This window comes from Imperialibacter sp. (assembly GCF_048007035.1).
Taxonomy (GTDB): domain Bacteria; phylum Bacteroidota; class Bacteroidia; order Cytophagales; family Cyclobacteriaceae; genus Imperialibacter.
On sequence record NZ_CP180355.1, the window covers coordinates 1,470,001 to 1,496,763 of the forward strand.

At 45.2% G+C, this 26,763-nt stretch carries 19 protein-coding genes and 1 tRNA gene (1 of these 20 only partly in view); 7 read left to right on the forward strand and 13 right to left on the reverse strand.

Annotated elements, in window-relative coordinates:
• The 4 genes from ACMVP2_RS06660 to ACMVP2_RS06675 form a co-directional block, all read right to left on the reverse strand.
• Positions 1–231: the start of an adenylosuccinate synthase gene (locus tag ACMVP2_RS06660; RefSeq protein WP_416867135.1), read on the reverse strand. 1,044 nt of this gene lie to the left of the window's left edge; the window shows 231 of its 1,275 coding nt (coding positions 1–231); its start codon is at positions 229–231; its stop codon lies off the left edge, out of view.
• Between the two features lie 4 nt (positions 232–235).
• A complete protein-coding gene (locus ACMVP2_RS06665; protein ID WP_339793278.1) occupies positions 236–580 on the reverse strand; it encodes an STAS domain-containing protein in 345 nt (114 codons plus the stop codon).
• 62 nt (positions 581–642) lie between these two features.
• On the reverse strand, positions 643–1,119 hold the full coding sequence (locus ACMVP2_RS06670) for a transcriptional repressor (protein ID WP_317488184.1): 477 nt from the start codon (positions 1,117–1,119) through the stop codon (positions 643–645).
• 33 nt (positions 1,120–1,152) lie between these two features.
• Positions 1,153–3,378 carry a bifunctional (p)ppGpp synthetase/guanosine-3',5'-bis(diphosphate) 3'-pyrophosphohydrolase gene (locus ACMVP2_RS06675; protein ID WP_339793279.1) on the reverse strand — a complete coding sequence of 742 codons (2,226 nt, stop codon included), beginning with the start codon at positions 3,376–3,378 and terminating at the stop codon, positions 1,153–1,155.
• A gap of 95 nt (positions 3,379–3,473) precedes the next feature.
• Here ACMVP2_RS06675 and ACMVP2_RS06680 point away from each other — a divergent pair.
• The 4 genes from ACMVP2_RS06680 (at position 3,474) to clpX (ending at position 6,990) form a co-directional block, all read left to right on the forward strand.
• Positions 3,474–3,555 (forward strand) — tRNA-Leu (locus ACMVP2_RS06680).
• A 76-nt stretch (positions 3,556–3,631) separates the two neighbouring features.
• Positions 3,632–4,966 carry a trigger factor gene (gene tig, locus ACMVP2_RS06685; protein ID WP_416867136.1) on the forward strand — a complete coding sequence of 445 codons (1,335 nt, stop codon included), beginning with the start codon at positions 3,632–3,634 and terminating at the stop codon, positions 4,964–4,966.
• Between the two features lie 85 nt (positions 4,967–5,051).
• Complete coding sequence (locus tag ACMVP2_RS06690; protein ID WP_317488187.1) at positions 5,052–5,738, forward strand: ATP-dependent Clp protease proteolytic subunit; 687 nt, start codon at positions 5,052–5,054, stop codon at positions 5,736–5,738.
• Between the two features lie 19 nt (positions 5,739–5,757).
• Positions 5,758–6,990, forward strand: coding sequence for an ATP-dependent Clp protease ATP-binding subunit ClpX (clpX, locus tag ACMVP2_RS06695; protein ID WP_152000686.1), 1,233 nt, complete (start codon positions 5,758–5,760; stop codon positions 6,988–6,990).
• Here the strand turns inward: clpX and lpxB are convergent.
• Positions 6,987–8,105 (reverse strand): lipid-A-disaccharide synthase, encoded by a 1,119-nt coding sequence (gene lpxB, locus ACMVP2_RS06700; RefSeq protein ID WP_416867137.1) that lies wholly within the window; start codon positions 8,103–8,105, stop codon positions 6,987–6,989. The genes clpX and lpxB overlap by 4 nt on opposite strands.
• A 47-nt stretch (positions 8,106–8,152) precedes the next feature.
• Positions 8,153–8,572, reverse strand: coding sequence for a 6-pyruvoyl trahydropterin synthase family protein (locus ACMVP2_RS06705; protein ID WP_416867138.1), 420 nt, complete (start codon positions 8,570–8,572; stop codon positions 8,153–8,155).
• A 114-nt stretch (positions 8,573–8,686) separates the two neighbouring features.
• On the opposite strand from ACMVP2_RS06705, the gene rfaD reads away from it, so the two are divergent.
• Positions 8,687–9,652, forward strand: a complete 966-nt coding sequence (gene rfaD / locus ACMVP2_RS06710) for an ADP-glyceromanno-heptose 6-epimerase (protein WP_416867139.1) — start codon at positions 8,687–8,689, stop codon at positions 9,650–9,652.
• On the opposite strand, the gene ACMVP2_RS06715 is transcribed toward rfaD, so the two are convergent.
• On the reverse strand, positions 9,649–10,650 hold the full coding sequence (locus ACMVP2_RS06715) for a sulfotransferase (RefSeq protein WP_339793284.1): 1,002 nt from the start codon (positions 10,648–10,650) through the stop codon (positions 9,649–9,651). The two genes, rfaD and ACMVP2_RS06715, sit on opposite strands and share 4 nt — an antisense overlap.
• Before the next feature lie 320 nt (positions 10,651–10,970).
• On the opposite strand from ACMVP2_RS06715, the gene ACMVP2_RS06720 reads away from it, so the two are divergent.
• Positions 10,971–12,038 carry a hypothetical protein gene (locus ACMVP2_RS06720; RefSeq protein WP_339793285.1) on the forward strand — a complete coding sequence of 356 codons (1,068 nt, stop codon included), beginning with the start codon at positions 10,971–10,973 and terminating at the stop codon, positions 12,036–12,038.
• A gap of 54 nt (positions 12,039–12,092) precedes the next feature.
• Here ACMVP2_RS06720 and ACMVP2_RS06725 read toward each other — a convergent pair whose 3' ends face one another.
• The 6 genes from ACMVP2_RS06725 to ACMVP2_RS06750 form a co-directional block, all read right to left on the reverse strand.
• A complete protein-coding gene (locus ACMVP2_RS06725) occupies positions 12,093–13,394 on the reverse strand; it encodes an aryl-sulfate sulfotransferase (RefSeq protein WP_339793286.1) in 1,302 nt (433 codons plus the stop codon).
• 224 nt (positions 13,395–13,618) lie between these two features.
• Positions 13,619–14,578, reverse strand: a complete 960-nt coding sequence (locus ACMVP2_RS06730) for a hypothetical protein (protein ID WP_339793287.1) — start codon at positions 14,576–14,578, stop codon at positions 13,619–13,621.
• 18 nt (positions 14,579–14,596) lie between these two features.
• Positions 14,597–16,330: a SusD/RagB family nutrient-binding outer membrane lipoprotein gene (locus ACMVP2_RS06735; protein ID WP_339793288.1), complete on the reverse strand. Its 1,734-nt coding sequence runs from the start codon at positions 16,328–16,330 to the stop codon at positions 14,597–14,599.
• Positions 16,331–16,358: 28 nt separating this feature from the next.
• Entirely contained in the window at positions 16,359–19,691 is a 3,333-nt protein-coding gene (locus ACMVP2_RS06740) for a SusC/RagA family TonB-linked outer membrane protein (protein ID WP_339793289.1), read from the reverse strand.
• 262 nt (positions 19,692–19,953) lie between these two features.
• Positions 19,954–24,018 (reverse strand): VPS10 domain-containing protein, encoded by a 4,065-nt coding sequence (locus tag ACMVP2_RS06745; protein ID WP_416867140.1) that lies wholly within the window; start codon positions 24,016–24,018, stop codon positions 19,954–19,956.
• Positions 24,019–24,045: 27 nt separating this feature from the next.
• Positions 24,046–25,971 (reverse strand): OmpA family protein, encoded by a 1,926-nt coding sequence (locus ACMVP2_RS06750; RefSeq protein WP_416867141.1) that lies wholly within the window; start codon positions 25,969–25,971, stop codon positions 24,046–24,048.
• Between the two features lie 90 nt (positions 25,972–26,061).
• Between ACMVP2_RS06750 and ACMVP2_RS06755 the strand changes: the two genes are divergently transcribed.
• Complete coding sequence (locus tag ACMVP2_RS06755; RefSeq protein ID WP_339792457.1) at positions 26,062–26,745, forward strand: hypothetical protein; 684 nt, start codon at positions 26,062–26,064, stop codon at positions 26,743–26,745.
• The last annotated feature ends 18 nt before the right edge of the window (positions 26,746–26,763 follow it).

Below are 26,763 nucleotides of genomic sequence, written 5' to 3' on the forward strand. Positions count from 1 at the left end.
AATAGGGTCAAGCACCACACCATTGCCTATGATATTGATTATGGAGCTATGGAAGATTCCGGATGGAATTTGATGGAGTACGTGTTTGATGCCATCGAATTCCAAAGTATGGCCTGCGTTTGGTCCACCCTGAAATCTGGCGATTACATCGTATTTGGGCGCCAAAACGTCCACAATCTTTCCCTTACCTTCGTCTCCCCACTGAAGGCCCAAAAGTACATCTACCGCCATTTGTTTAAGATTTTTTAAGTTTTTCTATTGCCTCCGTTTTGCTGTCTACTATAGAAAAAATAGCATTGAGCTTTGTGATCACCAGTAGCTTTTTGACATGATCAGAAGGATTAACAAGCACTACCTCTCCACCCTTGTTTCTGAATTTTGTAAGTATCGTTATCAAAACGCCTATGCCGCTACTGTTGATATACCTGACATCTTCTATGTAAAGCGCACAAAGGCTGACCTGTTTATCGATAGCGTCTTTGACTATCTCTACCAACTCGGCTCCGTTGTTTTCGCCGATCAAGTCGCCTTCAAAATGGAGATGAAGTATTTTATCGCTTATGTTATGTGTGTATTTCATTCAGGCGCAATTATATAAGGAGAAAGCTCAGTTTAAAAATTAGAAAGTGAATTTTACGTTTTTTATGTTTTGGCCAGCTCTTCTCTGTTGCCGCAAGAGGCATTCGTACAGTTGCCATAGAGGATGAGAGAATGATGCATGACATCGAAGTGCAACAGATCGCCGACGGTATTCTGAATATTCTGGATTCTTGGATCGCAAAACTCCATTACCTTATGACATTCGGTGCAAATCAAATGATCGTGTTGTTTGTAGCCATATGATTTTTCGTATTGGGCCATGTTTTGCCCAAACTGATGTTTTGAGACCAAGTCGCATTCAACAAGCAAGTCAAGTGAATTGTATACCGTGGCTCTGCTCACTCTGTAGTTTTTGTTCTTCATACTTATGTATAAAGATTCAACATCAAAGTGGCCACCCCTGGAGTAGATCTCTTCCAGGATAGCAAAACGTTCGGGAGTCTTCCTCAGCTCCTTTTTTTCGAGGTAAGCTGTAAATATCTTTTTTACCTCTGAGAATATTTTTTCGTTGAGTACCATACTTTCAAAGTCACAAATATAGTAAAAGCTGGCTTAGTCAAGCTGCTCTAAGTCATCGTATCTGGAGACGCTGTAAACATCACTAATTTCCTCGAGTTTCCGAATCAGGGTGTCAAGATGTTTCGTGTCCTGGATATATAACTTAATTCCACCCTGAAAAATCCCATTGTCGGTGTCAATAGTTATCGACCTCATGTTCACCTTGAGTTCGTCGGATATTACTTTGGTGATATCGTTGATCATTCCCATTCTGTCGGTGCCGGTAATTTTCAGCCCCGTAAGGAAAGCAATCGCCTGCTGAGACGCCCATTTTGCCTTCACTACCCGGTAACCGTGGTTGGACAAAAGCTCAGGTGCATTTGGGCAGGAAGTGCGGTGGATTTTGATACCTTCATTGACTGTGACAAAGCCAAAAACCTCATCACCCGGGATGGGATTACAGCATTTGGAGAATTTGTAGTCAATCACATCCATGTCCTCGCCGATCAGCAGCAGGTCGTGGTCTTTGCCCTTTACTTCAGTGATCTGCTTTTCAAAGGCACGGGCGTCCTGAATTTTGTGGCCATTCTTTTGGACATTCCCTTCCTTGAAGTCTTTGAACTTCTTGATGTCCTTTGAGTCGATCTTGCCTTTGCCCACCTCAAAGAAAAATTCCAAAGGCGTTTTTGCGCCAAAGTATGCAACCAACTGGTCCAGGATTTCGCTGGAAAGGGTCAACTTCATTTGCTTCAGTTTACGAAGCACTATTTCTTTTCCTTCGGCGGCGGCGGCCTTCCTCTCTTCTTTTAGAAGATCCTTGATTTTTGACTTGGCTTTCGAGCTAACCACGAGCCGGAGCCAGCCTTCATTTGGTTTCTGCTTGCTGGAAGTCAGGATTTCAACCTGGTCTCCATTTTTTAGAACATGGTTTAAGGGTACAAGCTTTTGATTCACCTTTGCCCCGATACAGCGTGCACCAATTTGGGTGTGTATATCGAAGGCGAAGTCGAGCGCAGTGGCTCCATGTGGTAATGTTCTCAAATCGCCCTTCGGGGTGAAGGCGAAAACTTCTTCCTGAAAGAGGTTGGACCTGAAATCATCGACAAACTCAATAGCCGAGGAATCGTTTTGCTCCAGCATGTCCCTCACACGGGTGATCCACTGCTCCAACCCCGATTCTTGGGGGTTTGATTTGTTCTCTTTGTATTTCCAATGGGCCGCATATCCTTTTTCGGCAATGTCGTCCATTCTGCGAGACCTGATTTGCACCTCCACCCAGTTGCCATGGTGTGACATGACTGTTGTATGCAAAGACTCATAGCCGTTTGCTTTCGATGTGGAAATCCAATCACGAAGCCTGTCGGGGTTGGGTTGGTAGTAGTCGGTGACAATAGAGTAGACCTGCCAGCAGGCGGCTTTTTCGTTCTCGTATTCGGTGTCAATAATAATTCGGATGGCAAACAGGTCATACACTTCCTCGAAAGGAATGTTTTGTTTGCGCATTTTATTATATATAGAGTATATCGATTTGGGGCGGCCTTTGATTTCCACTGTCAAGCCAGATTTTTCAATGGCTGATTGAATTGGCCTCACAAAAGATCTGATGTACTTGTTTCTGGACGCTCTGGTTTGACTGATACTATTGGCAATAGACTTATAAGTATCGGGCTCGGTAAATTTGAGGTTTAAGTCTTCAAGTTCGGATTTTATTGTGTAGAGCCCCAGTCGGTGAGCCAGTGGGGCATACAGATAAATTGTCTCAGATGCTATTTTCAGTTGCTTATTGCGAGGCATGCTGCCAAGCGTTCGCATGTTGTGAAGCCTGTCGGCCAGCTTCACGAGAATCACTCTCACATCTTCGGAAAGGGTGAGCAACATCTTTCGGAAGTTTTCGGCCTGCTGAGAGCTACCATATTCGAAAACACCTGATATTTTAGTGAGGCCATCAATGATTTTGGCAATCTTCGGCCCAAACTCCCGCTCAATATCAGCAATACTAGTGTCGGTGTCCTCCACTACGTCGTGCAGCAAGGCTGCCACAATAGACGTGGTACCCAAACCAATTTCTTCCACGCAAATTTGCGCCACGGACAGTGGATGAAAAATATACGGCTCACCACTCTTCCGCCTCATTTCCCTATGGGCTTCCATAGAGGTATTAAATGCCTTCTTGATTAGCTTGGCATCTCCATCTTTCAGAAGTGGCTTTGCCAGTCGCAGCAAGCGCCTGTACCTCCTAATTATTTCCCGCTTCTCTTCCTCAATATCTACCGCCTGCATGTTCCTTTATTAACGAATACCTATTTAAACAAATTTTTGTTACTACACGTTGACAAAACAAAATATTTCTCTACATTTGCATTCCGTTTTCAAAAGCGGGTGTGGCGAAATTGGTAGACGCACTAGACTTAGGATCTAGCGCCGCAAGGCATGGGGGTTCGAGTCCCTCCACCCGCACTAAAAAACAAACCCTCCTACGCAATTGCTGAGAGGGTTTTTTTATATTGGATTGACTCAACAAAATTCTACAACATTGGATATTCAACTCGACAAGATTACTAAGACAGAAGCCCTAATTAAAATTAAGGTTTCAGAAACTGATTATCAACCCAAAGTTGAAGAAAAAATAAGGGAGTATAGTCGCAAGGCCTCCATTAAAGGCTTCCGCCCAGGGAAGGTGCCTCAGGGCATGATTCGCAAAATGTATGGCAAGTCGATTCTTGTAGATGAGGTGAACCATATGCTTTCTCACAAAGTGTCAGATTACATCAAGGACAACAAACTGGAGATCATTGGCGAGCCTCTTCCTAATGTTGAAAAGGCGCAAGACATTGACTGGGATGTGCAAAAGGATTTTGAGTTTGAATACAATGTCGGGCTGGTTGATGAGTTCTCAATTGACCTGTCCAAAAAAGTCAGCGTGACTTCGTACTCGATCAAAGTTGATAAGAAGCTAATTGCGGAAACAGTTGAGAACCTAAAGAACCAGTTCGGCGATACCACCGATCAGGAAATTGCAGCCGAGGGAGACAACCTTTTCGGTGTTCTGAAAGCTGAAGATGACGCTAAAGAGGAAAGCATTGTGCTTTATGCCGACAAACTTTCGCCAAAAGAGGCGAAAAAACTAGTTGGCTTAGCTAAAGGAGCTATTGTCGACGTGGATATCAAAAAGCTTTTCAAAGAAGAATCAGATTTGGCCATCGCTCTGGGCATTACCAAAGATGAGGCCAAGAAGCTGAAGGGCAAATATACTTTTGAAGTAAAAAATATCAGCCGGGTGGCTAAAGCCGAGGTCAATCAGGAATTGTTCGACAAGACGTTTGGCAAAGACGCCGTTAAGTCAAACGAAGAGTTTGAACAAAAAATAAAAGAAACCATTTCTGAAAACTACCAGCAAGAAACAGACATGTTCCTTGACAGGTCAATCAGAAATGAGCTGATCAAAAACACGAAACTTGAGCTTCCTGACAGCTTTTTGAAAAGCTGGCTACTGAGAACGAATGAAGGGCAATTGACCCCGGAAGATATCGAGAAAGAGTTTGATGCTTACACCAAAGAATTGAAGTGGTCTCTTATCAGAAACAAAATCAGCAAGGATCAGGATTTGAAAATAGAGCACGAGGATGTGATGGAAGAGGCCAGAAAGTTGATCAGAAGGCAGCTGGCTGGCAGTGGTATGGGGTCTCAGTTTGAATCGAGCATCGATATGTTTGTTAACAACTACCTTCAGGGGGAGAATGGTGACAACTACATGAAAGTTCACAATCAGGTTCAAACGCTGAAAGTAATGGAGTACATCAAGTCACAGGTGACGATTAAGTCGAAGGAAGTTAGTCTTGATGATTTCCGTGACCTGCCTATGAACTAAGAACCAACTTTTTGGGTTAAATTGAAGTCCTTTCACAGAAGGGCTTTTTTTTTATTTTTGTGTCAACCCATTAACAATACGTCAAATGTATAAAGAGCTTTCAAAAGAAGAGTTTAGGAAATACGCAGTGAAAGGCCAGGGGATTTCGGGCTCTGTTTTCGATCAATATGCAAGCAGAGTAGAGAATATGACCCGGTCGGTTATCGAAGAAAGACCAACAAGATTTGCGGAAATAGATGTTTTTTCCCGCCTGATCATGGACAGGATCATTTTCCTCGGCATGCAGGTAGAAGAAAATATAGGTAATATTATCACAGCCCAGTTGTTGTTTCTGGAGTCTGTAGATGCAAAGAAAGATATTCTGCTATATGTGAACAGCCCTGGAGGTTCGGTTTATGCGGGCCTGGGGATATATGACACTATGCAATATGTGACCCCTGATGTAGCAACTATTTGCACAGGCATGGCTGCCTCAATGGGTGCGGTATTGTTGGCCGGCGGTGCTAAAAACAAGCGTTCTGCATTGCCTCATGCAAGGATCATGATCCACCAGCCGAGCGGCGGCATGCAAGGGCAGGCAAGGGACATGGAGATTACCCTGAGACAAATGCAGGAGTTGCGGAAGGATTTGTACACCATTCTTTCGAACCATACTGGCAAACCATACGAACAAGTGGAGAAGGATTCTGACAGGGATAACTGGATGAGACCAACCGAAGCAAAGGAGTACGGTTTAATTGACGAAGTTTTACAGAGAAAATCATCTAAATAAAGTACTTTTGGAAGATAAGATGGCCCAAGTAACTTGCTCATTTTGTGGGAGAAACAAAAAGGATGTCGACCTGATGATCTCAGGTATACATGCTCATATCTGCGATAAATGCATTTCGCAGGCTCAGCAAATTTTGCAAGAAGAAACAAAAACAAGAACGAGCACAGCGAAGCCAAAGTTCAACCTCATCAAGCCTATTGAGATCAAGAATCACCTTGATGAGTTTGTTGTGGGCCAGGATGAAGCCAAAAAGGTTATTTCCGTGGCAGTGTACAATCATTACAAGCGATTGACGCAGGAAAAGACGGATGATGATATTGTTATAGAAAAGTCTAATATCATAATGGTGGGAGAAACTGGGACAGGTAAAACCTACCTGGCCCGTTCTCTGGCCAAAATTTTGCAGGTGCCTTTTTGTATCGCTGACGCTACGGTATTGACAGAAGCTGGCTATGTTGGAGAAGATGTTGAAAGTATCCTGACGAGGTTGCTGCAAGCTGCCAACTACGACGTGGAAGCGGCCGAAAGAGGGATCGTTTACATAGACGAGATTGACAAGATTGCGAGAAAATCGGACAACCCATCTATTACCCGTGACGTGAGCGGAGAGGGTGTTCAGCAAGCGCTTCTAAAGTTGCTTGAAGGTACTCAGGTGAATGTGCCGCCTCAGGGCGGCAGGAAGCATCCCGACCAAAAAATGATCACAGTGAACACAGAAAACATCTTGTTCATTTGTGGCGGTGCTTTTGATGGCATTCACAGGATGATTTCGTCCAGAATGACGACGAGACCGGTTGGTTTTGCTGCTGGCGCTGACAAGGAAGACGACGTGTTTATTGACAAGGATAACCTTCTGCAATACATCACGGCGCAGGATTTGAAGTCTTACGGTTTGATTCCGGAGCTTATCGGTCGTATGCCGGTACTCACCTACCTGGATCCTTTAAATAAGGAGACACTTAAAAAAATACTTACCTCTCCTAAGAATGCACTGACCAAACAATACAAGAAACTGTTTGCGATGGAAGGCGTGGAGCTGGAATTTGACGATGAAGTATTGAACTTTATCGTTGACAAAGCCGTGGCATTTAAGCTGGGAGCCAGGGGGCTAAGATCTATCTGCGAGGTAATCGTTAACGATGCGATGTTTGAAATTCCCTCATCGAAGGATATCGACAAGCTGGTTATCAGCAAGGATTACGCCGAAGAGAAAATGAACAAATCGAAGTTCAAAAGACTAAAGGCCGCTTAGGCCTTTTTTTGTTTCAAGAAAGATACCATTTCCCGGGCGGCCTGCTCCGGAGCGTTCTGATCTCCAATAATCGAGTCTACTAAATCGTAGCCTTGCAACATGGCCTTTCTATATCCGCTGCTATCGGAGACGATGGCATTGAGCTCTTTTAGCACATTATCTGGTGACATTTCGTCCTGAATTAGCTCCCTTACCACCTCCTTGTTTGCTATCAGGTTGACCAAAGAAATGAAAGGCACCTTGATAAGCCTTTTGGCCAGGGCGTAGGAAATACCACTGGTTCGATAAATAACGACTTGTGGTGCTTTTAGCAAGGCTGCTTCGAGGGTGGCAGTGCCAGAAGTTACTATAGCGGCCTCAGCCAGTTTGAGGATTTCATAAGTCTTGTTGTAAACCAGCTCTACGTTTCCCCCGCTATGTTTTAGTGCTTCGTAGGCACTATCAGGAAGGTTGTCAACTGCTGCCACCAGAAAATGAAAGTCTGGCTTTGCCGGGACTATCTGCTTGAGCATTTCCACCACATTGGCTACCTCCTGCGCCCGACTTCCCGGCAGCACGGCGATCACTTTTTTGCCCGCCCAGGCACCTAAAAACTGCTCGTCGAAATCATATGACCTAATAGCCTCCTTCAGAGGATTTCCCACGTAGGAGACCTCAAACCCATATTTCTTGAAAAACTCCACTTCGAACGGAAGAATGCAAAAAAGCCTATCGATCAGCCGCTTCAGCTTATACGCCCGCTTTTGGTTCCACGCCCATACTTTTGGGGAGATGTAGTAGAAGTTCGTAAAACCCTTTGCTCTGGTAAAGGCAGCAATTCTTAGGTTGAACCCCGGGTAATCGATAAAAACCACCGCATCCGGATTGAACTCCAAAATGCTGTTTTTGCATTCTTTTTGAAGCCTGGCCAAGGTTCTCAGGTTTTTGATCACCTCCCAAAACCCCATGATGGCCAGCTCCCGATAGTGCTTGAGGATAGTGCCGCCCGCCTTTTTCATGTAGTCGCCACCCCACCCGACTATTTCGGCTTCAGGATCGAGTTTCTTTAAGTAATTGATTAGGAAAGACCCGTGCAAATCGCCCGATCTCTCTCCTGCAATCAAAAAATACTTCATTCGGTCGGGGTTTGGGTGGTTAGTGAGTGTATGGCAGGCAATGGATGCTATTCTCCAAAATACTCTACATAATTACGGGGCGTCTCGTAAAGCTTAATGGCATGCAAAGTTGCGTTTGGCGCAATTTCTTTGACTCCCGGAAAGAGTATCTTCCAGAATTCAAATACTATGTTCTCGCAGCTTGCCATTTTCCCCTCAAGAAAATCGACATCCAGGTTAAGGTTCTTGTGATCCACTTTTTCAATCACCCTTGTGCGAATAAGCGTACTTAACTTCTTAAGATCAATGACAAACCCTGTTTCCGGATCGGGCATGCCTTTGACTGTTATGATCAAGCCAAAATTATGCCCGTGCCAATTTTCGTTGGCACAGGGGCCAAAAACTGCTTCGTTTTTCTCCTTTGACCACGCCGGATTGTATAGCTTATGAGCTGCGTTAAAATGTTCCTTTCTGCTTACGTAAATCATTCCCCAACAAATTTTCGCAAATATAAGAAGAATGTGTGCGTGTTACGCAGGCTTTCAGTCTTTAGGCTTTATTGGCCTGCTATTTAGCCCTATATTTGGGCAAAATAACTCTGAATGATCGTAGTAACTGGTGCTGCTGGCTTTATTGGAAGCTGCCTTATTTCAAGCCTGAACAAGAAGGGCTTCCGGGCCATTGTGGCTGTTGATGATTTCTCCAACGAAGAGAAGAACAAAAACCTCGAAGAGAAGCAAATAATAGAACGTGTGGACAGGGATGACTTCTTCGGCTGGATCGAGAATAATCAAAAACAGATAGAATTCATCTTTCATCTGGGAGCACGCACAGACACTACCGAGTTTGATAGAGAGCTTCTTTGGAAGCTGAATACCAACTACTCGAAAAAGGTTTTTGAGTTGTGTGCGCTCTATCAAATTCCGCTGGTGTATGCGTCGTCGGCCGCTACTTATGGCCTGGGGGAAATTGGCTACGACGACGATGAATCGAGGCTTTCTGAGCTCAAACCATTGAACCCATACGGTGAGTCGAAGAATGAATTTGATATCTGGGTATTGCAACAGGAGAAGAAACCGTTCTTTTGGGCTGGCCTGAAGTTCTTCAACGTATACGGCCCCAATGAATATCACAAGGGAAGAATGGCCTCAGTGATCCTTCATGCCTACCATCAAATAGAGAAAACAGGCAAAATGAAGCTTTTCCAGTCGCACAATCCAGCCTACAAAGACGGTGAGCAAATGCGTGATTTTGTATATGTGATGGATGTGTGCAGCATTTGCCTGTTTCTGATGCACCACAGGAAGGACAGTGGCATTTACAACCTTGGATCAGGCCGTGCGAGAACATTTAAAGGCCTGGTGCTGGCAGTGTTCAACGCACTGGAAAAAACGCCTGAGATTGAGTTCATACCTACGCCTGAGGACATCAGGGACAAGTATCAGTACTTTACTGAGGCCAATATGGCTAAGCTAAGGTCTATAGGGTATGATCAGCCTTTTACAGAGCTGGAAAGTGGGGTTACGGATTATGTTCAGCTATATTTATCCAAAAAAACCTATTTTTAAACAGCCTTGGGCTGTTTCAATTGCAAAAGGAATTCATCTTGTCCTTTTCTAAGATTAAGGTCGTGTAACGGAGTTCTCGATTTTGCTTCTTTTTTTAGGCTAGCCTCTTTCGCTGCCATCATATCTAAATCTTGTTCCGAAAATGATAAAGTTTGATTGGGCCAATAGTAAACGGGATAGCCCAAAGCATGCAGTGCAGCGCCGGCTACGGATTCATATATCTGCTGATCTCTCTGATTCATCTCGTCAATATATTTAAGCTTATTGTCCGGTATTACGGGCCGAACCACATTCTTCCACATTTCTCCAGCTTCGGCGGTAACTCTTGATTCCACCGAAGATGGAAAGCCAAAAATATCTTCTGGCATGTCTAGTCCAATGGCGTCGAATAGCCGCTTGACTTCGACTTCTGGATTTTCAATTAGTTGCTCATAGCTCAGCGCAACCACCTTTTCTCCAAGTCTTTCTTGCAATTCAATGGAAGCTATTTGATCATTATTCCATTGCGCAGCACAATAATAGGCCGACTTTGGGCCAACAATGGCCTTGGAAAAAGACAACGCAACATCTCGCCCATCCCGATAAAGAAAAATGTAATGGTCGAATATGTTCTCCTTTTCAAAATCATCAGCGAACTCATAGTTTGTCATGCTCTTGCATACCCATACACTTTTTCCGCTTAAGCTTGTTTCCCAATCATAAATAGACTTAAAAGCTTGAAAAACCGTAGGCGACGTGCATCTGTCAATAATTTGATTTGGCGACGGGTTGAAACCCTGCCAGGCTACTGGATTTAACTTCACCCAGGTGATCATATCTTCAACCAGGCTGATGAAATTATCTTTAAACTGCAGGTCACCATACCTCGGCAGTAAAGGGTAAAACGTTTTCAAGAGATGGGGTGGGTGTGGTGCACAAACATTGTGGTGCTGGTTCAACATCACCCTGAGCAAATTGGAACCAGAGCGTTGCGTTCCTATTATTTGTATTCTCTTCATCCTTGTCGACTACTTCTCTTCTACTTCAAACGACGCAATCTAGCTAAACATCGCCTTAAAGAGAAAGTCAGAAATTTTAATGGTAATTTTTTGTTAGGTTGGGACAAAATCTGCGTTTGGCTTACATGAAATCAGTATTGCTTTTCATAAAATCTATTTTACTCACGCTATTTCTGTGGTGTAGCAGCCTTTGTTCGCTGGCCCAGAAACAACCAGCGCTAACTTTCTATAAGGACATTCAGCCGATTGTACATCAGAATTGTGCCCCCTGCCACCAACCTGGTAAGGCCGGTCCATTCAGCCTTATCACCTATGAAGATGTGAAAAACAAAGCAGACTTCATCGTATATGTGACCAGCACCCGCTACATGCCCCCCTGGCAGGCCGACCACACCTACCAAACATACCTGAATGAACGCAGGCTTACGGATGAGGAAATTGCCAAGATCCAGCAATGGGTTTCCCAAGGCGCCCCACCTGGTGTTAAAAATAGCGCTAACGAGGTAGAAATACCGGAGGGCCCTTATCCAAGACGTGAGCCTGACTTCTCATTCCCGATGAGGCAACCATTTACTGTTAGCGATGCTGGAGTTGACGACTATCGTTTTTTTAACATACCAACCAATCTACCTGAAGATACATATTTGGAAGCCATAGAGTTTGTGCCAGGAAATAAAAGACTGGTTCATCATAGCAGGATCATGACCGACACCAGTCACATGGTGAGAAACATTGAAGGTTTGTCGGCCAATGACTCCACCATCTGGCAGTTCAACAAATACCCACCTTTGGACCGTTTTCTCTATGGCTGGGTGCCAGGAAACTTTCCTGTTTTCTTTCCGAAAGGAACAGGAAAAAAAATCAACAAGGATGTTGACCTGATACTCAACATCCATTACGCACCGTCGTCGGTAAGAGAAAAGGATCTTTCAACGATCAACCTATATTTGGCTCGGGGAAAAATAGAAAGAGAGGTCAAGACAATCACCGTAACCGAGGAGTATATTGTCAACAGGCAGTTTTTCATCCCTAAAAACACAAAGCCACACTTTGAAGCAGTTTATGCGATTGAAAGCGACATTGAGGTCATAGCCGTAAACCCTCATATGCACTATATAGGTGCGAATTTTAAAGCGTTCGCTCTTACACCCGACAAAAAAGAGATCCCGCTAATCAAAATTGACAAGTGGGATTTCAACTGGCAAACTACCTATCAGTTTAAGGAATTAGTGGAGATCCCAAAAGGCTCCCTTTTAACAGTACAGGCAACATTTGACAATACTGCCGGAAATCCTGCTAACCCTTCCTTTCCACCAAAAGATGTTACGTATGGGTGGAACACCACAAGTGAAATGTTGAACCTGATTCTCTACTACCTGGAGAAATAAGCTGGTCCCTGTAATCGTTCGCTTGTGATCTGATTCTATTTAGCGGTCGTTATGCTAAAACTTCTCATCGGCCTTTCCAGTTAGAAAAGATAAAGCCTTATCGTTTTGATAGAAAAGATATCCCCGCCAAAATGTGGCGCTGCTATCGTTGTACTTCCATGCAACTTCACCGTCTACAGTTACTTCCCAAAAACCATAGTCTCCCTCGCAAATCAAGGTATTTCCGTTACTTGCCCTAACAGCCCCGGAAATTCTTCCATATGACAAAAGACTATCGGTAAAACTCCACACAACTTTGGGCTCATTATCGTGGTCAGGCAAAAGCCCTAGCTTTTCAGGCATTTCAAACTCATACACCGTCGATTGCTTGGCGGTAAGTCCATTTTCGTAAATTAACACATTGGGCGTCTGTCGCCCTTCCTTTTTTAACAAGTTGGGGAAGTGTATTCTATCAAACAATCTGGTGCCATTCACGTTGTCGTATGCTTCAGGGTTTCCGAACCGATATATCAGGTTACCTCCCTTGTCAAATTTGCCACCACTATCACCCCTGGCCTCTGCGGTACTAGTACTGTGATCGACGACCCACACTTCACTAAAGTAATTTACACTAATGAAAATCAAATCGTTATCCGGGTCGTAGCCCAAACCATTAGCATGCATTATATCACCATCCGGGCGTAGAAGATAATTAATATTTATCTTTTCTGGGTTCTCTGCAACCACTCCATAGGTAGGCTGTCCCGCTATCGCATCCTGAACAATGTGATCCCAGCTGCGCCAATGCCAAACCACCTCTTTCGTAGCCGTGTCAATTTCCACTACCATTTCCGGGAAAATATCATAGCTCACACTTGCCCCGGCCTTCTTTGCTGTGACCGAATCGATTCTCTCCCAGGCTAGAAAGAGAATGTTGCCGTTTGGCAAAAGTTCCAAGTCGTGGTGGGCCAGGAGATCATCAGTGACATACTGGAATTCCCAATCGATGGAGCTATCGGGGTTGATGATCTGAATTACCCCCCCATATCCACCGCCAAAACTAAAGCCAGGATTTGGTGCCTTAAACATCCCCAGAAGTTTGCCATTAGGAAGGAGCTCGAGATCAGCTCCCAGAGATAGATTAAATGTCCAGGTATAGAGCCTTTTACCTGCCTTATTTATTAAATATGCCGAAGTTCCTCCGCTTTCCACCACAAAAACCGAACTACTGTCTATTAGATGAGGGGTATAGGCTTTAACTGTACTGGCCAAAGGTGGGATGACATTGATAGCATCTCTACTAGTGTCAGAAGAGCCCTGGCAACCACATATCACTGCGATAAGGCTGAAAACAGCCAAAATATCCAATCTTTTCATATCCTTGAAATTATGCTAACAAATAGCCCCAAAACAAGCTGCTCCTGCCTACAAAACAGGAGGCATCGTTATCAACTAACATCGCACTCAACTTTGCAGGCGCAAGCGACTGCTTCTTTATTCCGTAAGAAATTTTTGGTCTAACTTTTTTACAAGCTCAGCGACTGAGGCAAAAAAAAGCCATCTAACAAGTTAGATGGCTTTTCACTATCAAAAACAAAATGTTATTCGTTACAAAGATCAAGCTTAACGGCACCGATCGGAGGAGATGGGCCCCATGCAGCAATCACGTTACCAGAAGGCGACTTGATTGTAAATGAAGCTTCAGAATCCCAGTCTCCCTTAGTATACTCAAACGTCAAGCTGGTTGTGCCAGCTGGAACGCTTACAGTATAAGTAGCACCAGCTCCTTGAGCAGAGCTCACAGTATAAACTGTTGGCGTACCATCAATGTAAACTACAAGTGTGGCACCATTCCAACCATCTCCGTATGAGTCAACCAATGTCAAGACATAATCTCCCTGAGGGTTCACAATAGTCGGTGCACAAACGATCGACCAAGCATATGAGCAGTTAGATCCAGGAAACTCAGTACAAACTGAAGGAGACCATGAATCAAACAACCTACCATCAGCGGTGGTCAACTCCCAACGAATTGAGAAAGAGTCCCCCGGTACAAACTTAAAGTTTGTGCTGCTGGCTCTTCTATTAGGTTTGTCAGGGTTACCCCAAACTGGAGTAGCTGTGCCGTCCTTATCGTAATCAAAGGAAGAGTCCTTAAACATCTCATACATATCATCCTGAGAGATAGAGAATGATGTTGTCACCTTGTTAGCAGGCACTGCAGCTCCTTCTATAGTCAAGAACGACACACCATCCGCACCACCATAGTTAGCTACAGCAGGGTTTCCATCTGGATCAGTGTAAGCTTCGCTGAAATATGCAAAAATCTCTATTTTAGTTACTGTGTTTTTACCGTCAATAGAGTTCCACAGCATATCAAAAGTAATATCCTGCGCAGCGTTTCCACTTAGAAAGTCACCTTTTGAGCCTTCAGCTACAACTGTGTACGCATTGACAGCTGATTCCCATTCGGGCAGTATCACCAAATCCTCGTCCTTACAGGCAGGTATAACAACCACCATCGCCAGTAGCACCAGGATATATTTATTTAGTTTTTTCATAATTGTCTAATTAACTAATTAAAACTGAAACTTAAGTGTATCCCAGAACACTGCAGCCGAAGGATTGTCATAAATGATAACCGGAGTTTTGCTATTCAGGTTAAGTTCATCCTGCGCATACGGGAAACGTAGCGCAAACTGACGTGGCAACTGAAGCGGTGTCTGAATATCAGCTGGAAGCCCTGTTCTACGGAAGGCATTATACTGCTCAATACCATTCCCGAAGTTAGCAAACCATGCTTGTTTCAGCACATAGGCAAGTCTGGCGTTAGGAGTTCCGCCTGTAGGGTAAGCGGCGATCACCTCAGCCCTAAGAGCCGCTCTGGTCTTGAAAGTAACTGGCCAACTATAAACAGTGCCCCATGTAGACTCATCAGCAGCTACACTTTGACCACGAGAGCCAAAATCCCAAACCTTGTTCATCTGATCGGTCAACGCCGAGTTAAGAAGCGCTGTCTCGCTTGCAGCAACCTTAGATATGTCGGTTCCCAACGTGATAGACGCCTCCAAAAGATAGAACTTCGTCATCCAGCTTGTGAGCATAGGAAAGAAACCTACACTTGACCCTCTATTGCCCCCACCTGAACCAGCTGTAGCATCAAACACACCACCGGATGGATAAGAACCGGGAATAGTCCTGATAGGGTTGTCGTTAGGAATTCCAGATGGATCAGCTCTGTCCCTCCCGAATATACCTGCCAAATAGGCCTCTTCAGATGAAGAAAGACCATCGGGGTCTGACCCAAACAAGGCATTGGTAATGTTAGGATTCAACACAAAGTATCCATAAGTACAATCCGTTCTCTGCGAGCAAGGAATCGTCTGCTTGTCAGTCGGATCGTCAGGATTTAGCACATTTGTAGTCTGACGATGAAAGTAGAAAGGGAACCTGGGGTCACCATTCAACAACATCTCGTACATGAACTGGTGTCCAAAGTAGCTAAACCCAGCCTCTCCACCAGCGTATGCAGCCTGGTACCATGGATGCCTAAAATCGGGCGTAATAGCAGTTGGAAACTCATACTGAAAATCATCAGCTGAACTGGTAATCAAGTCACCCTCTGTAACAAGTGCCTGGATCTGGCCAGCAACATCGCTAACGTTCCTTGTTTGAAGTAGCAGCCTCAACTTCATGGTTTTAGCTAGTTTCCTCCAACGAGTCATGTTGCCATTGTAGATGAGGTCGCCTTTTACCGCAACCGTGCTTGTTAATGCAAAGTTGGCAATGGCCTTGTCCAGCAGACTTAAACAGTCGGCATAAATGGCAGCATCGTCATCATAAGCTGGCTCTTTGATTGGACTATCAGCATCACCCTGAAACGCTTCGGTGTAAGGCACATCTCCAAAGAAATCTACCATAGTGCTGAAGTAATATGCCTTCAGTACCTGACCAATCCCAAGGTAACGAGGATTGTTTCCTTGTGCTTCTGCAGCTAACACCAGCTCATTCAAATCCTTGAGAGGTCCGCTGTAGAGAAAATTCCAAGTACCATTCCATGACGCATTGCTGAAATTGAAATCGTCGCTTGCAGTCGTTTGCGCCATAAAACCCGTAGATGTTCCGTTGAATCCACCTGCCAGTGAGGAAGACATGTCCGAGAGCACATTGGCCAACAGAAGATCAACTGCCGCCTCTGACGGGTTGTTCGGATCCGTATTGACATCTAAATCGAAAATGTCGCAGGAAGAAACAGAGAACAAAAGTGTTAGCGACAAGAATGCAGCTAATCCTTTTCTATATAGTTTTTTCATATGTTCTTTCATTTTAAAAGCCCTACTATTAGAAGCTAAGTGAAACGTTGAAACCATAACGACGTGTAGTAGGTGTCGATCCATACTCAAAACCTTGCTGGTTTGAATCAGCAGTAGTAGTCAACTGCTCTGGGTCAAGGTTTAGGCCTTCCAAAACGTTAGGTGCGTTAAACCAAAGGTTACGACCTGTTAAAGAAATAGAGGCTCTGCCAAAAGGAGTATTCTCCAAAATAGATTTGGGTAATGAATAACCAAGGCTTAATTCACGCAGACGAATTACAGTACCATCATACACGTTAACTTCATCCTGTCCGTAAGCACCCCATCCGTTAGAGAAATGAGAGTCAAACGCAGTAATTGGTGTAGTGTTTCTGATTTTGTTGCCGTTTTCATCCAGTACAGCCTCATAAGTCTGGTTGCTACCGTAAACACCAGGAACCACTCTCAAACCTTCACGATCAACAGAATTCTGAAGCTGACCACGTAGCATCAAAGATGCCGCTGTGAAAGAATAGAAGTCTCCACCTTGTTTCCAGTCAATCAACGCCTTCAGTGTGACACCTTTGAATGAGAAGGTGTTTGTCCAACCAAGTGTGAAATCAGGGTTAGGATCACCGATGATTCCTGAAGTCTGCGTTGGGAAAGGAAGACCAGTATTTTTGTCAATCAGAAGAGTGCCCTCATCATCCCTTGCATTGCTCGTTCCAAAAATCTGCCCGTAAGGAGCACCATTTCTATGGATAGTTCCAAAAGTAGAACCTGCACCACCGATGAAGATTTCACCCGTAGGACCAGCGTCAACTATTTCAGACTTGATTTTAGTGAAAGCAAAGTAAGAATTCCAGGTAAAGCTATTCGACAGCTTAACAGGAGTCACGTCAAGGCCGATTTCCCAACCTTTATTAGTCAACTCTCCGATGTTTACAATCTCCTGAGTAAAACCAGTTGAACGAGCAACGGCCGCACTGGCTATCTGGTCAGTTGAACTTCTTGAGAAGTACGTCACGTCCAAACCAATGATGTTGTTCAAAACCCTGGCTTCAGCACCTACCTCAAACTCGTCAGTAAATTCTGGCTTAAGCGCTGCGTTTCCAAGTGTGTTTCCCAAAGATGCGGTATTGAATGTACCAGAATACCTTGGAGAGGCAATAGGCAGACCTAACCCATAAACTGTTCTCACCTGATAAGGATCAGCATCTCTACCCACTTTTGTTTGTGCTACACGCAACTTTGCAAAGTTGATAAATGACGGCATAGTTACCGCATCACTCAACACAAATGAAAGGCTTGCACCAGGATAGAAATAGTTGTTTGCTCCCTGAGGAAGTGTAGACGACCAGTCATTACGGCCTACCACGTTAAGGAACAGAAAATCCTTGTAAGACAAAGAAATATCAGAATAAACACCAATTAATCTTCTCAATCGATCATAGTCTCTGGCGACAATCTGGGTTGAAGTAGCATTTGTTTTCAACAAGCTCGCAGTAATAACGTTAGCGCCACCAATCGTTCTTCTGCTATACTGCCTTTGGTTGGCATTCATACCCACCAGAGCACGGAAGCTAAGGTCCTCGTTGATGTCCTTGCTGAAAGTCATGATCAAGTTATAATCCTGCTCTGTATTCTCAATATCATCAGTTGTTACGCCACCCGTTGGAAAGAAAATTCCACCCGGTCTGATCACATCTCTACGGAATTCGTGGTAGGTGTTAACTCCACCTTTGAATGTTACATTGAACCACTCAGTAACATCGTAACCGGCAGTAATGTTTCCATAAACACGGTTTACATTACTTTCATAAAGGTTGTTCTTGGCAATCCAACGTGGGTTGTCAAGTGCTCTATAAAATATGTTAGAACCATCAACAGGGTGTTCAAATGGCAACCCGTTCAAGTCGAAGTTTCTTGGGAGGTAAAACAAACGAGCGAAAATAGAACCCCCGCCGCCACCGTAGTAGTCGTTGAACGCACTGGCACCTGATTGAGGAGACACCTGATTAGTGTTCACGTAGTTCACTGTACCAGAAACAAACACACCGTTGTCCAGTTGTCCGTTACCACCAAAGAACAAGGTGGTTCTGTCTACAGTTTGGTTTGGTATAATACCTTCCTGATTCATTCTTGAGAAACCAGTGTTGATACTTGCCTTTTCGCTGCCAGAAGAAAGAGTTACACCGTTCTCAACAACACGACCTCTCTCGAAAAAACCGCCGATGATATCATGTGGCTGTATTTGGTAAGGAGCTGACACGTTTCTTGTTGAGCCGTCCTCCATTGTATATTCCTGAACAAATTCAGGAAACAAGCCAGGATAACGGTTATTGATCGGGTTCGGGGCAGTTCCATTAGGGTATGGGTGAGAGTCAGTATCGGTTACTGGGTCATATACGTTATCTGGGTACACGCCATAATACTTCTTGTAATTAGTACCATACTGAGCGTTGATCTTATCAACGTAGTCAGGCATAGGAGCGCCCCAGTTACCGATGAAACCACCGTTGTACACCTGGTTAGATCCCTGAGTGTACACATCCTGATAGTCAGGAATACCGGAAATTTCCTGCCAGTTAACAGAGCCATTGTAGCTGATCTCCATTCCCTTTTTGGTGTTCTTCTTGCTGGCTTTGGTTGTGATCACAACCACACCGTTAGTCGCCCTGGAACCATAAAGCGCTGACGCTGCAGCACCCTTAAGGATAGAGATACTTTCGATGTTGTTTGGATCAATATCAAATGCACGGTTAGAAGTAACTGTGTTTCTTCCTGGTTGATCATCGCCATTTACACTGTTGTCGAAAGGAATACCGTCAACGATGAAAAGAGGCTGAGAGTTACCAGTCATAGAAGAAATACCACGAATGTTAATTTTGGTAGAAGAACCGGGAGCTCCGTTACCACCTGTAATGTTAACACCTGGCATTTTTCCCTGCATAGCACGCAGAGGATCTGGCTCAGCACGCTGAGATACCTGGTCAGATGAAAGATTGGCTACGGAATAACCGAGTGCCTTTTTCTCTCTCTCAATACCCACAGCTGTTACAACTACTTCGGTCAATTGCTTAACGTCAGATGCCATTGCAACATCAATAACTGATCTTGCACCAATTTCAGATTCCTGAGTGGTGAGACCAATAAATGAAAATACGAGCGTTCCGCCTGCTGCAGGAACACTGATTTTGTAGTTACCATCAATGTCAGTGATGGTACCTACGGTTGTACCTTTAAGTACAACGTTCACACCGGGTAGAGAAGAACCATCATCCGAAGATGTGATTGTTCCTGACACCACCCTGTCTTGGGCCCAGACTTCGGATACGAAGACCGAGACCAGCATGAAACATAGTAGTAGAATCCTCTTCATACTGTTTTGTTTAAAGTTGGAAATAGGTAATAGTTTTCGATTGTAAGTAAACTCAAACTTAAAGTTTTTCGCTGAAATCTCAAAAAAATCTAAGATTCTTTCGTGGCGTCACATTATATCAAATCAAGCGTTGTGAAATTTTCAAAACCCACATAAAATGCTGTTTTGCTTAATTTAATTTTTCGAGATCACGCAAATTGGGGGAGGTCGCCGAACAATATTTTGAGAATGTTAAGAAAAGTAAACTTGGAATAATCAATTTTTATTCCTTCAGGAATCGGAATTTTTTTTCGCCGTTGGGGAAATTGGCAATCAACACGTAAATGCCCGGTTCTAAAGTGGTAAGGTTGACTTCCGTACTCTTTGAAATAACACTCATTTCCTTTTGAAGCATTTTTTGTCCACCCATATTAAAGATAGTTATACCAAGTAGTCCCCTGTCGCTGTCAGGATGCCCCAGAGTGACGAAATTACCAGCCGGGTTGGGGTATAAGCTCCATTCGTCAAGGCTGTTTCCCGCAGAAGTCAGGGTGTTGTCGCTTTCTGTCTGAATCTTTAGGTCGTCGATGGACCAGCCCCAGGCGTTACTAAGCTGGTCTGAAAAAAGTCTGAATCTAAAGATGACGGTGTCACCAGCATTAAAGGTGTCGAGTAAATTAGCGGTATGTTGCACGTACAGCCCTTCATTGCCCGTGCCTTCGCCGTCGTAAGTAGTTAGCCATGCAGCATTGTAGCTTGCATCGTAGCCATCTTCAATGGGCTTCCAATCCGTCCCGTCTACCGAACCCTCGACTACCACATAATCGTAGAATTCATCATCACCAAAAACGGTTCCGGCTTCACCTGTTTCAATTATGGCGATATCACGGTACTTGAAAGTGGGGTTTTCAGCGCTAACGATGATAGGAGTTCGCAATTTGTAGATGTACGTAGTGTCTTCGTCATAAGAATGCGTTGAATGAATAGCCGACGAAAGAAACCCGATCGGCTTGCTCAAAGAAAAACCGTTTCCGGTAAAATCACCCGAAGCAACTGGATCATCGAAATTGCTGGCATAGGTCAATGAAGGAGTTCTTAGATCCGACACTGCAGATTTTGAAATAGAAACATACTCTTTGCCTGACTTAAATGAGCGAAGGGCCACCTCAATCTCAGTTGCCCCATCAATAAAAAAATCAACACTTGTGGCTCCGGCAGTATTGGGGCCAAGCGTTTTGATTGCCTGGCTATTTACGAGCACCTGTGTGCTGTCGTAAGGCGACCGCAGCTGGGCTTCCAGGTTCACTAGGCCGGACGGCTTCACGCCAAGTGATTGGATGAAGGGAGCCATTGTTACTTCCGGAACATTGGAAAGCTGTGCTGTGTAAATACCCCTTCCGTGGGTGGCTATCACCACTTGGTCGTCCACCACTTTCATTTCCCAAACTGAAACGGCTGGTAAACCAGCCAGACGTGTCCATGATTGGCCATCGTCAGCACTTTCGAAAATGCCAATTTCTGTCCCCGCCCAAATCACCGATGGGTCGTTTGGCAGCACCAAAAGGGAATACACCGCTACGTCGGGAACGCCCGCTACCCCGCTGGTGCTACTTTCGAATCCTGAAAGATCCTTCCATGTTTGGCCCAAATCATCGGTTACTACCACTTTTGGCAAACCAGCAAATGAAAAAAGCACATAGGCTGTACTGTCTTCCACAGGGTGAGTAGCTATCCCGGTGATCACTCCTTTGAGCTGCACATTGCCTGTGTAGTTGTTCACTTTTTTGAAAGTTTTTCCCCTGTCGGTGGATACTTGCAAGGTTTGACTGGAGGACATGGCACCTCCAGCCCAAACGATCATTGAGTTGGCCTGAGAAACTTCGACATTGGTGAACGATCCTCTGTATGACCAATCGGCGTCCATTTGGCTAGGAACCCATTTATCGCCAAAGTCGGTTGACCTGTACACGCCATTTATGCCAACACAGAAAAGCACTTCAGGAACAGATTTTGCATTGCCCAGCCTTGAGAAAAAGGGGAAGTCAGTCTCTGTGTCGTCCTGAGGCAAGCCAGAAACGGCGGGTGTCCAGCTGCCAGGGGCGCCAAAGTTGGAAGACTTAAAAAATGTATTGAACTGAGCGGATCCAATTACCTGCGCAGCATTTCCATAGTTCCAAACTGCATCGAAGCCGTCGCCACCAATCACCCGTGTGTAGCTCGCATTGCCGCCAGGTGAAGTACCCTCCTGCGAAATGTTGGTCGAGTTATCCTGAAGGCCTCCGATATACTGATCCACCCCTGGTCGCTTATCTACCCCATAAAACTGACCTGTGACCATGCCCGCTCCTGAAAATATCCAATCTCCATTGGCTGTGCCAGGGTCTTTGCCTGTGGCTGAATGATAAACGCCACCATCGTTACTCGAAATTATTCTGAATGTGGAGTCGGAGGTGGAAATTGATCCTGCTGTCAATGAATGGTGGTCGACATGGATGGAGGAAGTAGGATTAACGACACTCCCCCCAGAAAATTCGGTGTGTTCCCCATAGCCATCAGCTACAATAGTGACTTGTTTTTTAAGCTTGCTGATACTTGAAAATGTGATATTCAGCTTTGAATCCGGAAGGGTCTTGGGGCTCCAGGCACCTCCACTCGCCAGCACCGGCCAAAGGTTGAGTTCCATCTGGTACTCATGACCACCATTTTTTGCAATCTCAGCATCTACTGTCGTTGAATAATCGACAAGATGAACAAAGAGGTACTCTCTGCTGTGCGTGCTACCGTCTCCTTCGGTGTTGGATCCAATCAGTGTGAATTCTCCATCTTCCTGCTGATCCCTAAATGACACCATCAATTGCCTGTTATTGGTAACGTCCCATGCCTGAAACGGGACTTCCACATAGTCTTTGTACAGATACTGGGCTGAAGGCACTCCTGCACCCTGCTTGTTTACGGTGAACCTGGCAGCAAGCTGGTTGATGCCGGGCCCGAATCTTATTTCCACATCCACCAGCTCCTCAGCGGCAATGTCTCCAATTTCCAGCCCGGGCAAGTTGTTACCATTGAACGGTGTGAAATCGATAAACGATGAAGTACCCGTTTTTTCGAACTTCTCAACAGACTTGATGAGAGAAGGAGCAGAAGAGTCGATAGTGAATTTGAAGATGTTGACACCTGCCACGTAAACGACATTGTCGAGAAAAGGATGGAACATGATAGCGTTATCGTAGTCGCCCTGTTCCAGAAAGTCAAAGTTGTTGTCGTCCTTTTCGGAAACATAAGCCCAGCTTGTCCCGCCATCTTCACTAATGAATAGATCGGCACCTGCCTCTCCGCTCAGGCTTCCTTCGGCTGAGGCTGCTACTTTCAGCGGACTCTTTGCTGACACGGCCAATTCAATTCTTCCTGCAGACTTAAGGTTGGATGATGTGGCTGACCAGGTAGCACCTGCATCCGTAGATCTTAAAACACCTACCGCCCGCACGGCAGCATACTGCACCGAAAAATCGCCAGGCGCCGCAACTACCTGCTGAACAGGCTCGTTGGAGGTGTACACCTTCGTCCATGTTGCTCCGCCGTCGGTACTCCTGAAGATTCCCGAGGTGGCCGTGTTGAACGTGTTGGTTGATGTATTTGCACAGACTACTACCAGGTTCGGGTTGTTGGGATCTACAATGATCCTGTTGACTACCCGGAACGAATTGTCGGCAACTGTTGACGCTAACTGCAACCAGCTGGCACCACCGTCGGTCGACTTAAAAATGCCGGCGCCACCGATACCGTCCAGGTTTCCAAAACCTTCGCCAGTACCGGCATAAATAATTGCCGGACTGGTGGCGCAAACCGCCAGCGTAGCCACTGCCAGATTAGGTAAATCGGGCGTCATATTTGTCCAACTGGCGCCGCTGTCAGTAGTTTTCCAGACACCCCCACCGGCCGAGCCAGCCAGCCATGTATTGCCGGTAGCATCGTTGGGCATAATGACAAGTGCCCTTGTTCTCCCAGGTATGTTGCCAGGCCCTCTGGACTTCCAGTCCAGCACCGTTCCCAGTGTTCTGAAATTGGCCAATCTCGCTGTGGACTTTTCCAGCTCCTTTAGCTTATAATTAAAATCATATTCGGGGCCCGCCTTGCTGTCGGGCGTTCGCAGCAATTGGTGGAATTCGGCAAATCTGGAATATCCGTCCTGCTTTTCTTCACCCTCCCCTTCTTCGCTGATTTTCTCCAGCAGCCTTTGGTGTTCGATACTAAGTTTGGGCTGAATATTATTTGAAACTGGCTCCTGCTGCTTTAAAAAGACGGCCAATGTGGCGACAAGGCAAAGGCCTGCGGTTAAAACTCTCTTCATTTTGGTACCCATCTGCTGGTTAATGTGCTAAAGTATTCTAAACTCGATTCTTCGGTTAAGCTGCTTCCCCTCTTCCGTACTATTATCAACTTTCGGTTTGGTTGATCCGTACCCTTTATATTGAAGTCTTTCCTTTGGGATTCCTGCCTTGATTAAAAAATCATAAACTGATTTTGCTCTATTTGTCGACAGTTCCAAATTATGAGAAGTGCTTCCCGTATTGTCGGTATGCCCTTCTATTTCCATTCTTATTTGCTCGTTGTCTTTCAGAAACTTTATGACCTCATCCAATTCTGTTTTGGACTTCTCTTTCAAGACATATTGGTCAACATCGAAAAATATGTTCTTAAGCACCGACGTGGCTCCCGCTTTAATGGGCGTCAAATAGATATCAAGGACTTCAGGCTCCCTCGATTTTTTTTCAAGATAATTAAAGGTAAGATTCTCAAACAGATAGCCTTTGCGGGTGACGTAAATAGAATATTCCTTTCCTTCGGTAAGCACAACAAAATACTTCCCATCCACCTTGTCGGAGGTCACTTTGTAGTTGAGCGACGCATCGTTGATGTCGAACATCTCAATGGACGCCCCTAGCGGCTTTTTGGTCTCAATGTCCATTACTCTACCTGTGAGAAAGTTACTTTTGTTTTGTACCCGAATTTCTTCCGGCACGTCAAAGGTGTACAGTGAGCTTTGAAAATCCCGGTTGTTTCCGATAACCTCGTGGGAATAGTAGGCCTTGGAGCCATCAGAAGTGATGACCAGCGATACCTGATCGTCTTTGGTATTGATCGGGTAGCCAAGGTTCTTTGGCTGGGACCATTCAAGCCCGTTTTTTTCACTCAGAAACAAGTCGTACTTACCAAGCCCCATGTGCCCGGAGGATGAGAAATACAAAGACTGGCCGTTGACGTGAATAAAAGGAGACAGGTCGTCGCCTTCGGTGTTGATAACAGGGCCGAGGTTCACAGGCTCCATCCAATTGTCACGGGCCGACAGTGTGCTTACCCAAATATCTCTTTTCCCCTGCCCTCCTTTTCGGTCGCTGACAAAATAGAGTGTGCGACCGTCGGCCGACAACGATGGTTGCGACTCCCAGCCCGAAGAGTTGATTGGTTGGCCAATGTTCTGAGGCTTGCCCCATGTATCTCCTTCTTTCTGAACAAAGTAAAGGTCGCAGCTCCCAAATCCTCCAGGTGCCTGGCAGGAGGTGAAAATCAGCATTCGGCCATCAGCAGAAACAGAACTGGTTCCTTCGTTCCTGTGTGAGTTAATCAGATCGGAAATAGGCTCTGGCTCTGACCAGGCACCGTCGTCATTTTGCCTGGTTACATAAATATCCTCATCGTCGTTGGCTGTGTTGCCTTTTCGCACTGTGAAGAAAAGCTGCTTCCCATCAGCCGTAACAGCCGGAAAGTACTGCATCACATACTTGTTGAGTGGAGCAGGCAGCGGCTCGGGGTTGAACGGCAACGGCTTGCTCATCAGGTCAAGCGCAAAATCAATATTCTTGATCAAGTCCGCCGCCAAACCCTCCCTTCCAGCATTGGCTGGGTTGGTTTGTATATACCTTGAAAGGTATTTCCTTGCCTCCTTGTACTCGCCTTTGTCGTAAATCATCAGGCCAAGAGCAAAGTAAGTGTCAAAGTTCAACTTGCTGAGCGAGTCCACCGCCAGCGCTTCCCTGTATTGCGTCTCAGCGAGATCGTATCTCAAAAGCACTTTGTAGGCTGAAGCAAGGCGCAGGTGAGCCTCTATAAAAGCAGGGTCACGCAACAGGGCTTTCTCCAATAACTCGATGCCTCCATTGAAATCCCGGCCTCTGATCTGCAATGCCGATTGTTCGTAATATTTTATAGCTTTTTTATCTTCGGTGGTATAGGACGACTGAGCAGCCAGGTCGGCTACGCAGAACAGAAGTATTGCTACCAAAATTGAAACAAATCGTATCATCACACTAAATTAGCTATTATCCTATTATAAAAAATTGAATACATAACGGCAGATGCCATAGATTTGTCTTTTGACACCTATTAAAGTATCATGATCAAAAGCTTTATCATTCTCCTGGTTGTTGTTCTTGGCGATCAGGCTATTTCGCCTGTAAAAGATTGCGAAGTACTTCTGGAAACTATTTCGGGCACTTACGACGGTGACTGTAAAAAAGGGCTGGCTGAAGGAACGGGTACAGCCAAAGGCGTCGACACCTATATCGGTGAGTTTAAAAAAGGGCTCCCCGATGGGCAGGGGCGATACATTTGGAAGAATGGGGACTATTTCTCGGGCGACTTCGTGAAAGGCATGAAAGAAGGCTATGGGGAAATGAAGGTGAAAAGAGAAGGTCAAAAGGACAGCCTCCTTGCGGGATATTGGATCAAAGATATTTTTGTAGGTGCTTCAAATTTGCCTTACAGGGAATCGCATTCCAGCAATATCAAAAGTGTAATGATTGAAGAAATCACTGAAAACGGCTCTGAAATAATGATCGTTTATGCCAGAAATAAGCAGTCCATAGTAGCCGACGGGCTGAGGCTGGTGAGCGATCAGGAGGTTAAGCCGTTGTCGGAATTTGAATACACGGTGCTGCGCAAACTGGACTTCCCATTTACGGGAGCGAAAATGGACTTCCGCAGCCAGGCACCCGTGGGTTCAACCATTTTAGAATACCATGTTGAATTCGATATATTCAAAAAAGCAAGGTGGCTGATCACAATCGAGGTTTATTGAGGCAATACCGAGCTTCCC

Coding starts and splice junctions, on each gene's coding strand:
- ACMVP2_RS06690 (WP_317488187.1), top strand. CDS start 5,052: ATGTATAAAGAGCTTTCAAAAGAAGAGTTTAGGAAATACGCAGTGAAA.
- rfaD (WP_416867139.1), top strand. CDS start 8,687: ATGATCGTAGTAACTGGTGCTGCTGGCTTTATTGGAAGCTGCCTTATT.
- ACMVP2_RS06730 (WP_339793287.1), bottom strand. CDS start 14,578: ATGAAAAAACTAAATAAATATATCCTGGTGCTACTGGCGATGGTGGTT.
- ACMVP2_RS06675 (WP_339793279.1), bottom strand. CDS start 3,378: ATGCAGGCGGTAGATATTGAGGAAGAGAAGCGGGAAATAATTAGGAGG.
- ACMVP2_RS06665 (WP_339793278.1), bottom strand. CDS start 580: ATGAAATACACACATAACATAAGCGATAAAATACTTCATCTCCATTTT.
- ACMVP2_RS06705 (WP_416867138.1), bottom strand. CDS start 8,572: ATGATTTACGTAAGCAGAAAGGAACATTTTAACGCAGCTCATAAGCTA.
- ACMVP2_RS06755 (WP_339792457.1), top strand. CDS start 26,062: ATGATCAAAAGCTTTATCATTCTCCTGGTTGTTGTTCTTGGCGATCAG.
- clpX (WP_152000686.1), top strand. CDS start 5,758: ATGGCCCAAGTAACTTGCTCATTTTGTGGGAGAAACAAAAAGGATGTC.
- ACMVP2_RS06750 (WP_416867141.1), bottom strand. CDS start 25,971: ATGATACGATTTGTTTCAATTTTGGTAGCAATACTTCTGTTCTGCGTA.
- ACMVP2_RS06740 (WP_339793289.1), bottom strand. CDS start 19,691: ATGAAGAGGATTCTACTACTATGTTTCATGCTGGTCTCGGTCTTCGTA.
- ACMVP2_RS06735 (WP_339793288.1), bottom strand. CDS start 16,330: ATGAAAAAACTATATAGAAAAGGATTAGCTGCATTCTTGTCGCTAACA.
- ACMVP2_RS06725 (WP_339793286.1), bottom strand. CDS start 13,394: ATGAAAAGATTGGATATTTTGGCTGTTTTCAGCCTTATCGCAGTGATA.
- ACMVP2_RS06670 (WP_317488184.1), bottom strand. CDS start 1,119: ATGGTACTCAACGAAAAAATATTCTCAGAGGTAAAAAAGATATTTACA.
- ACMVP2_RS06745 (WP_416867140.1), bottom strand. CDS start 24,018: ATGAAGAGAGTTTTAACCGCAGGCCTTTGCCTTGTCGCCACATTGGCC.
- lpxB (WP_416867137.1), bottom strand. CDS start 8,105: ATGAAGTATTTTTTGATTGCAGGAGAGAGATCGGGCGATTTGCACGGG.
- ACMVP2_RS06715 (WP_339793284.1), bottom strand. CDS start 10,650: ATGAAGAGAATACAAATAATAGGAACGCAACGCTCTGGTTCCAATTTG.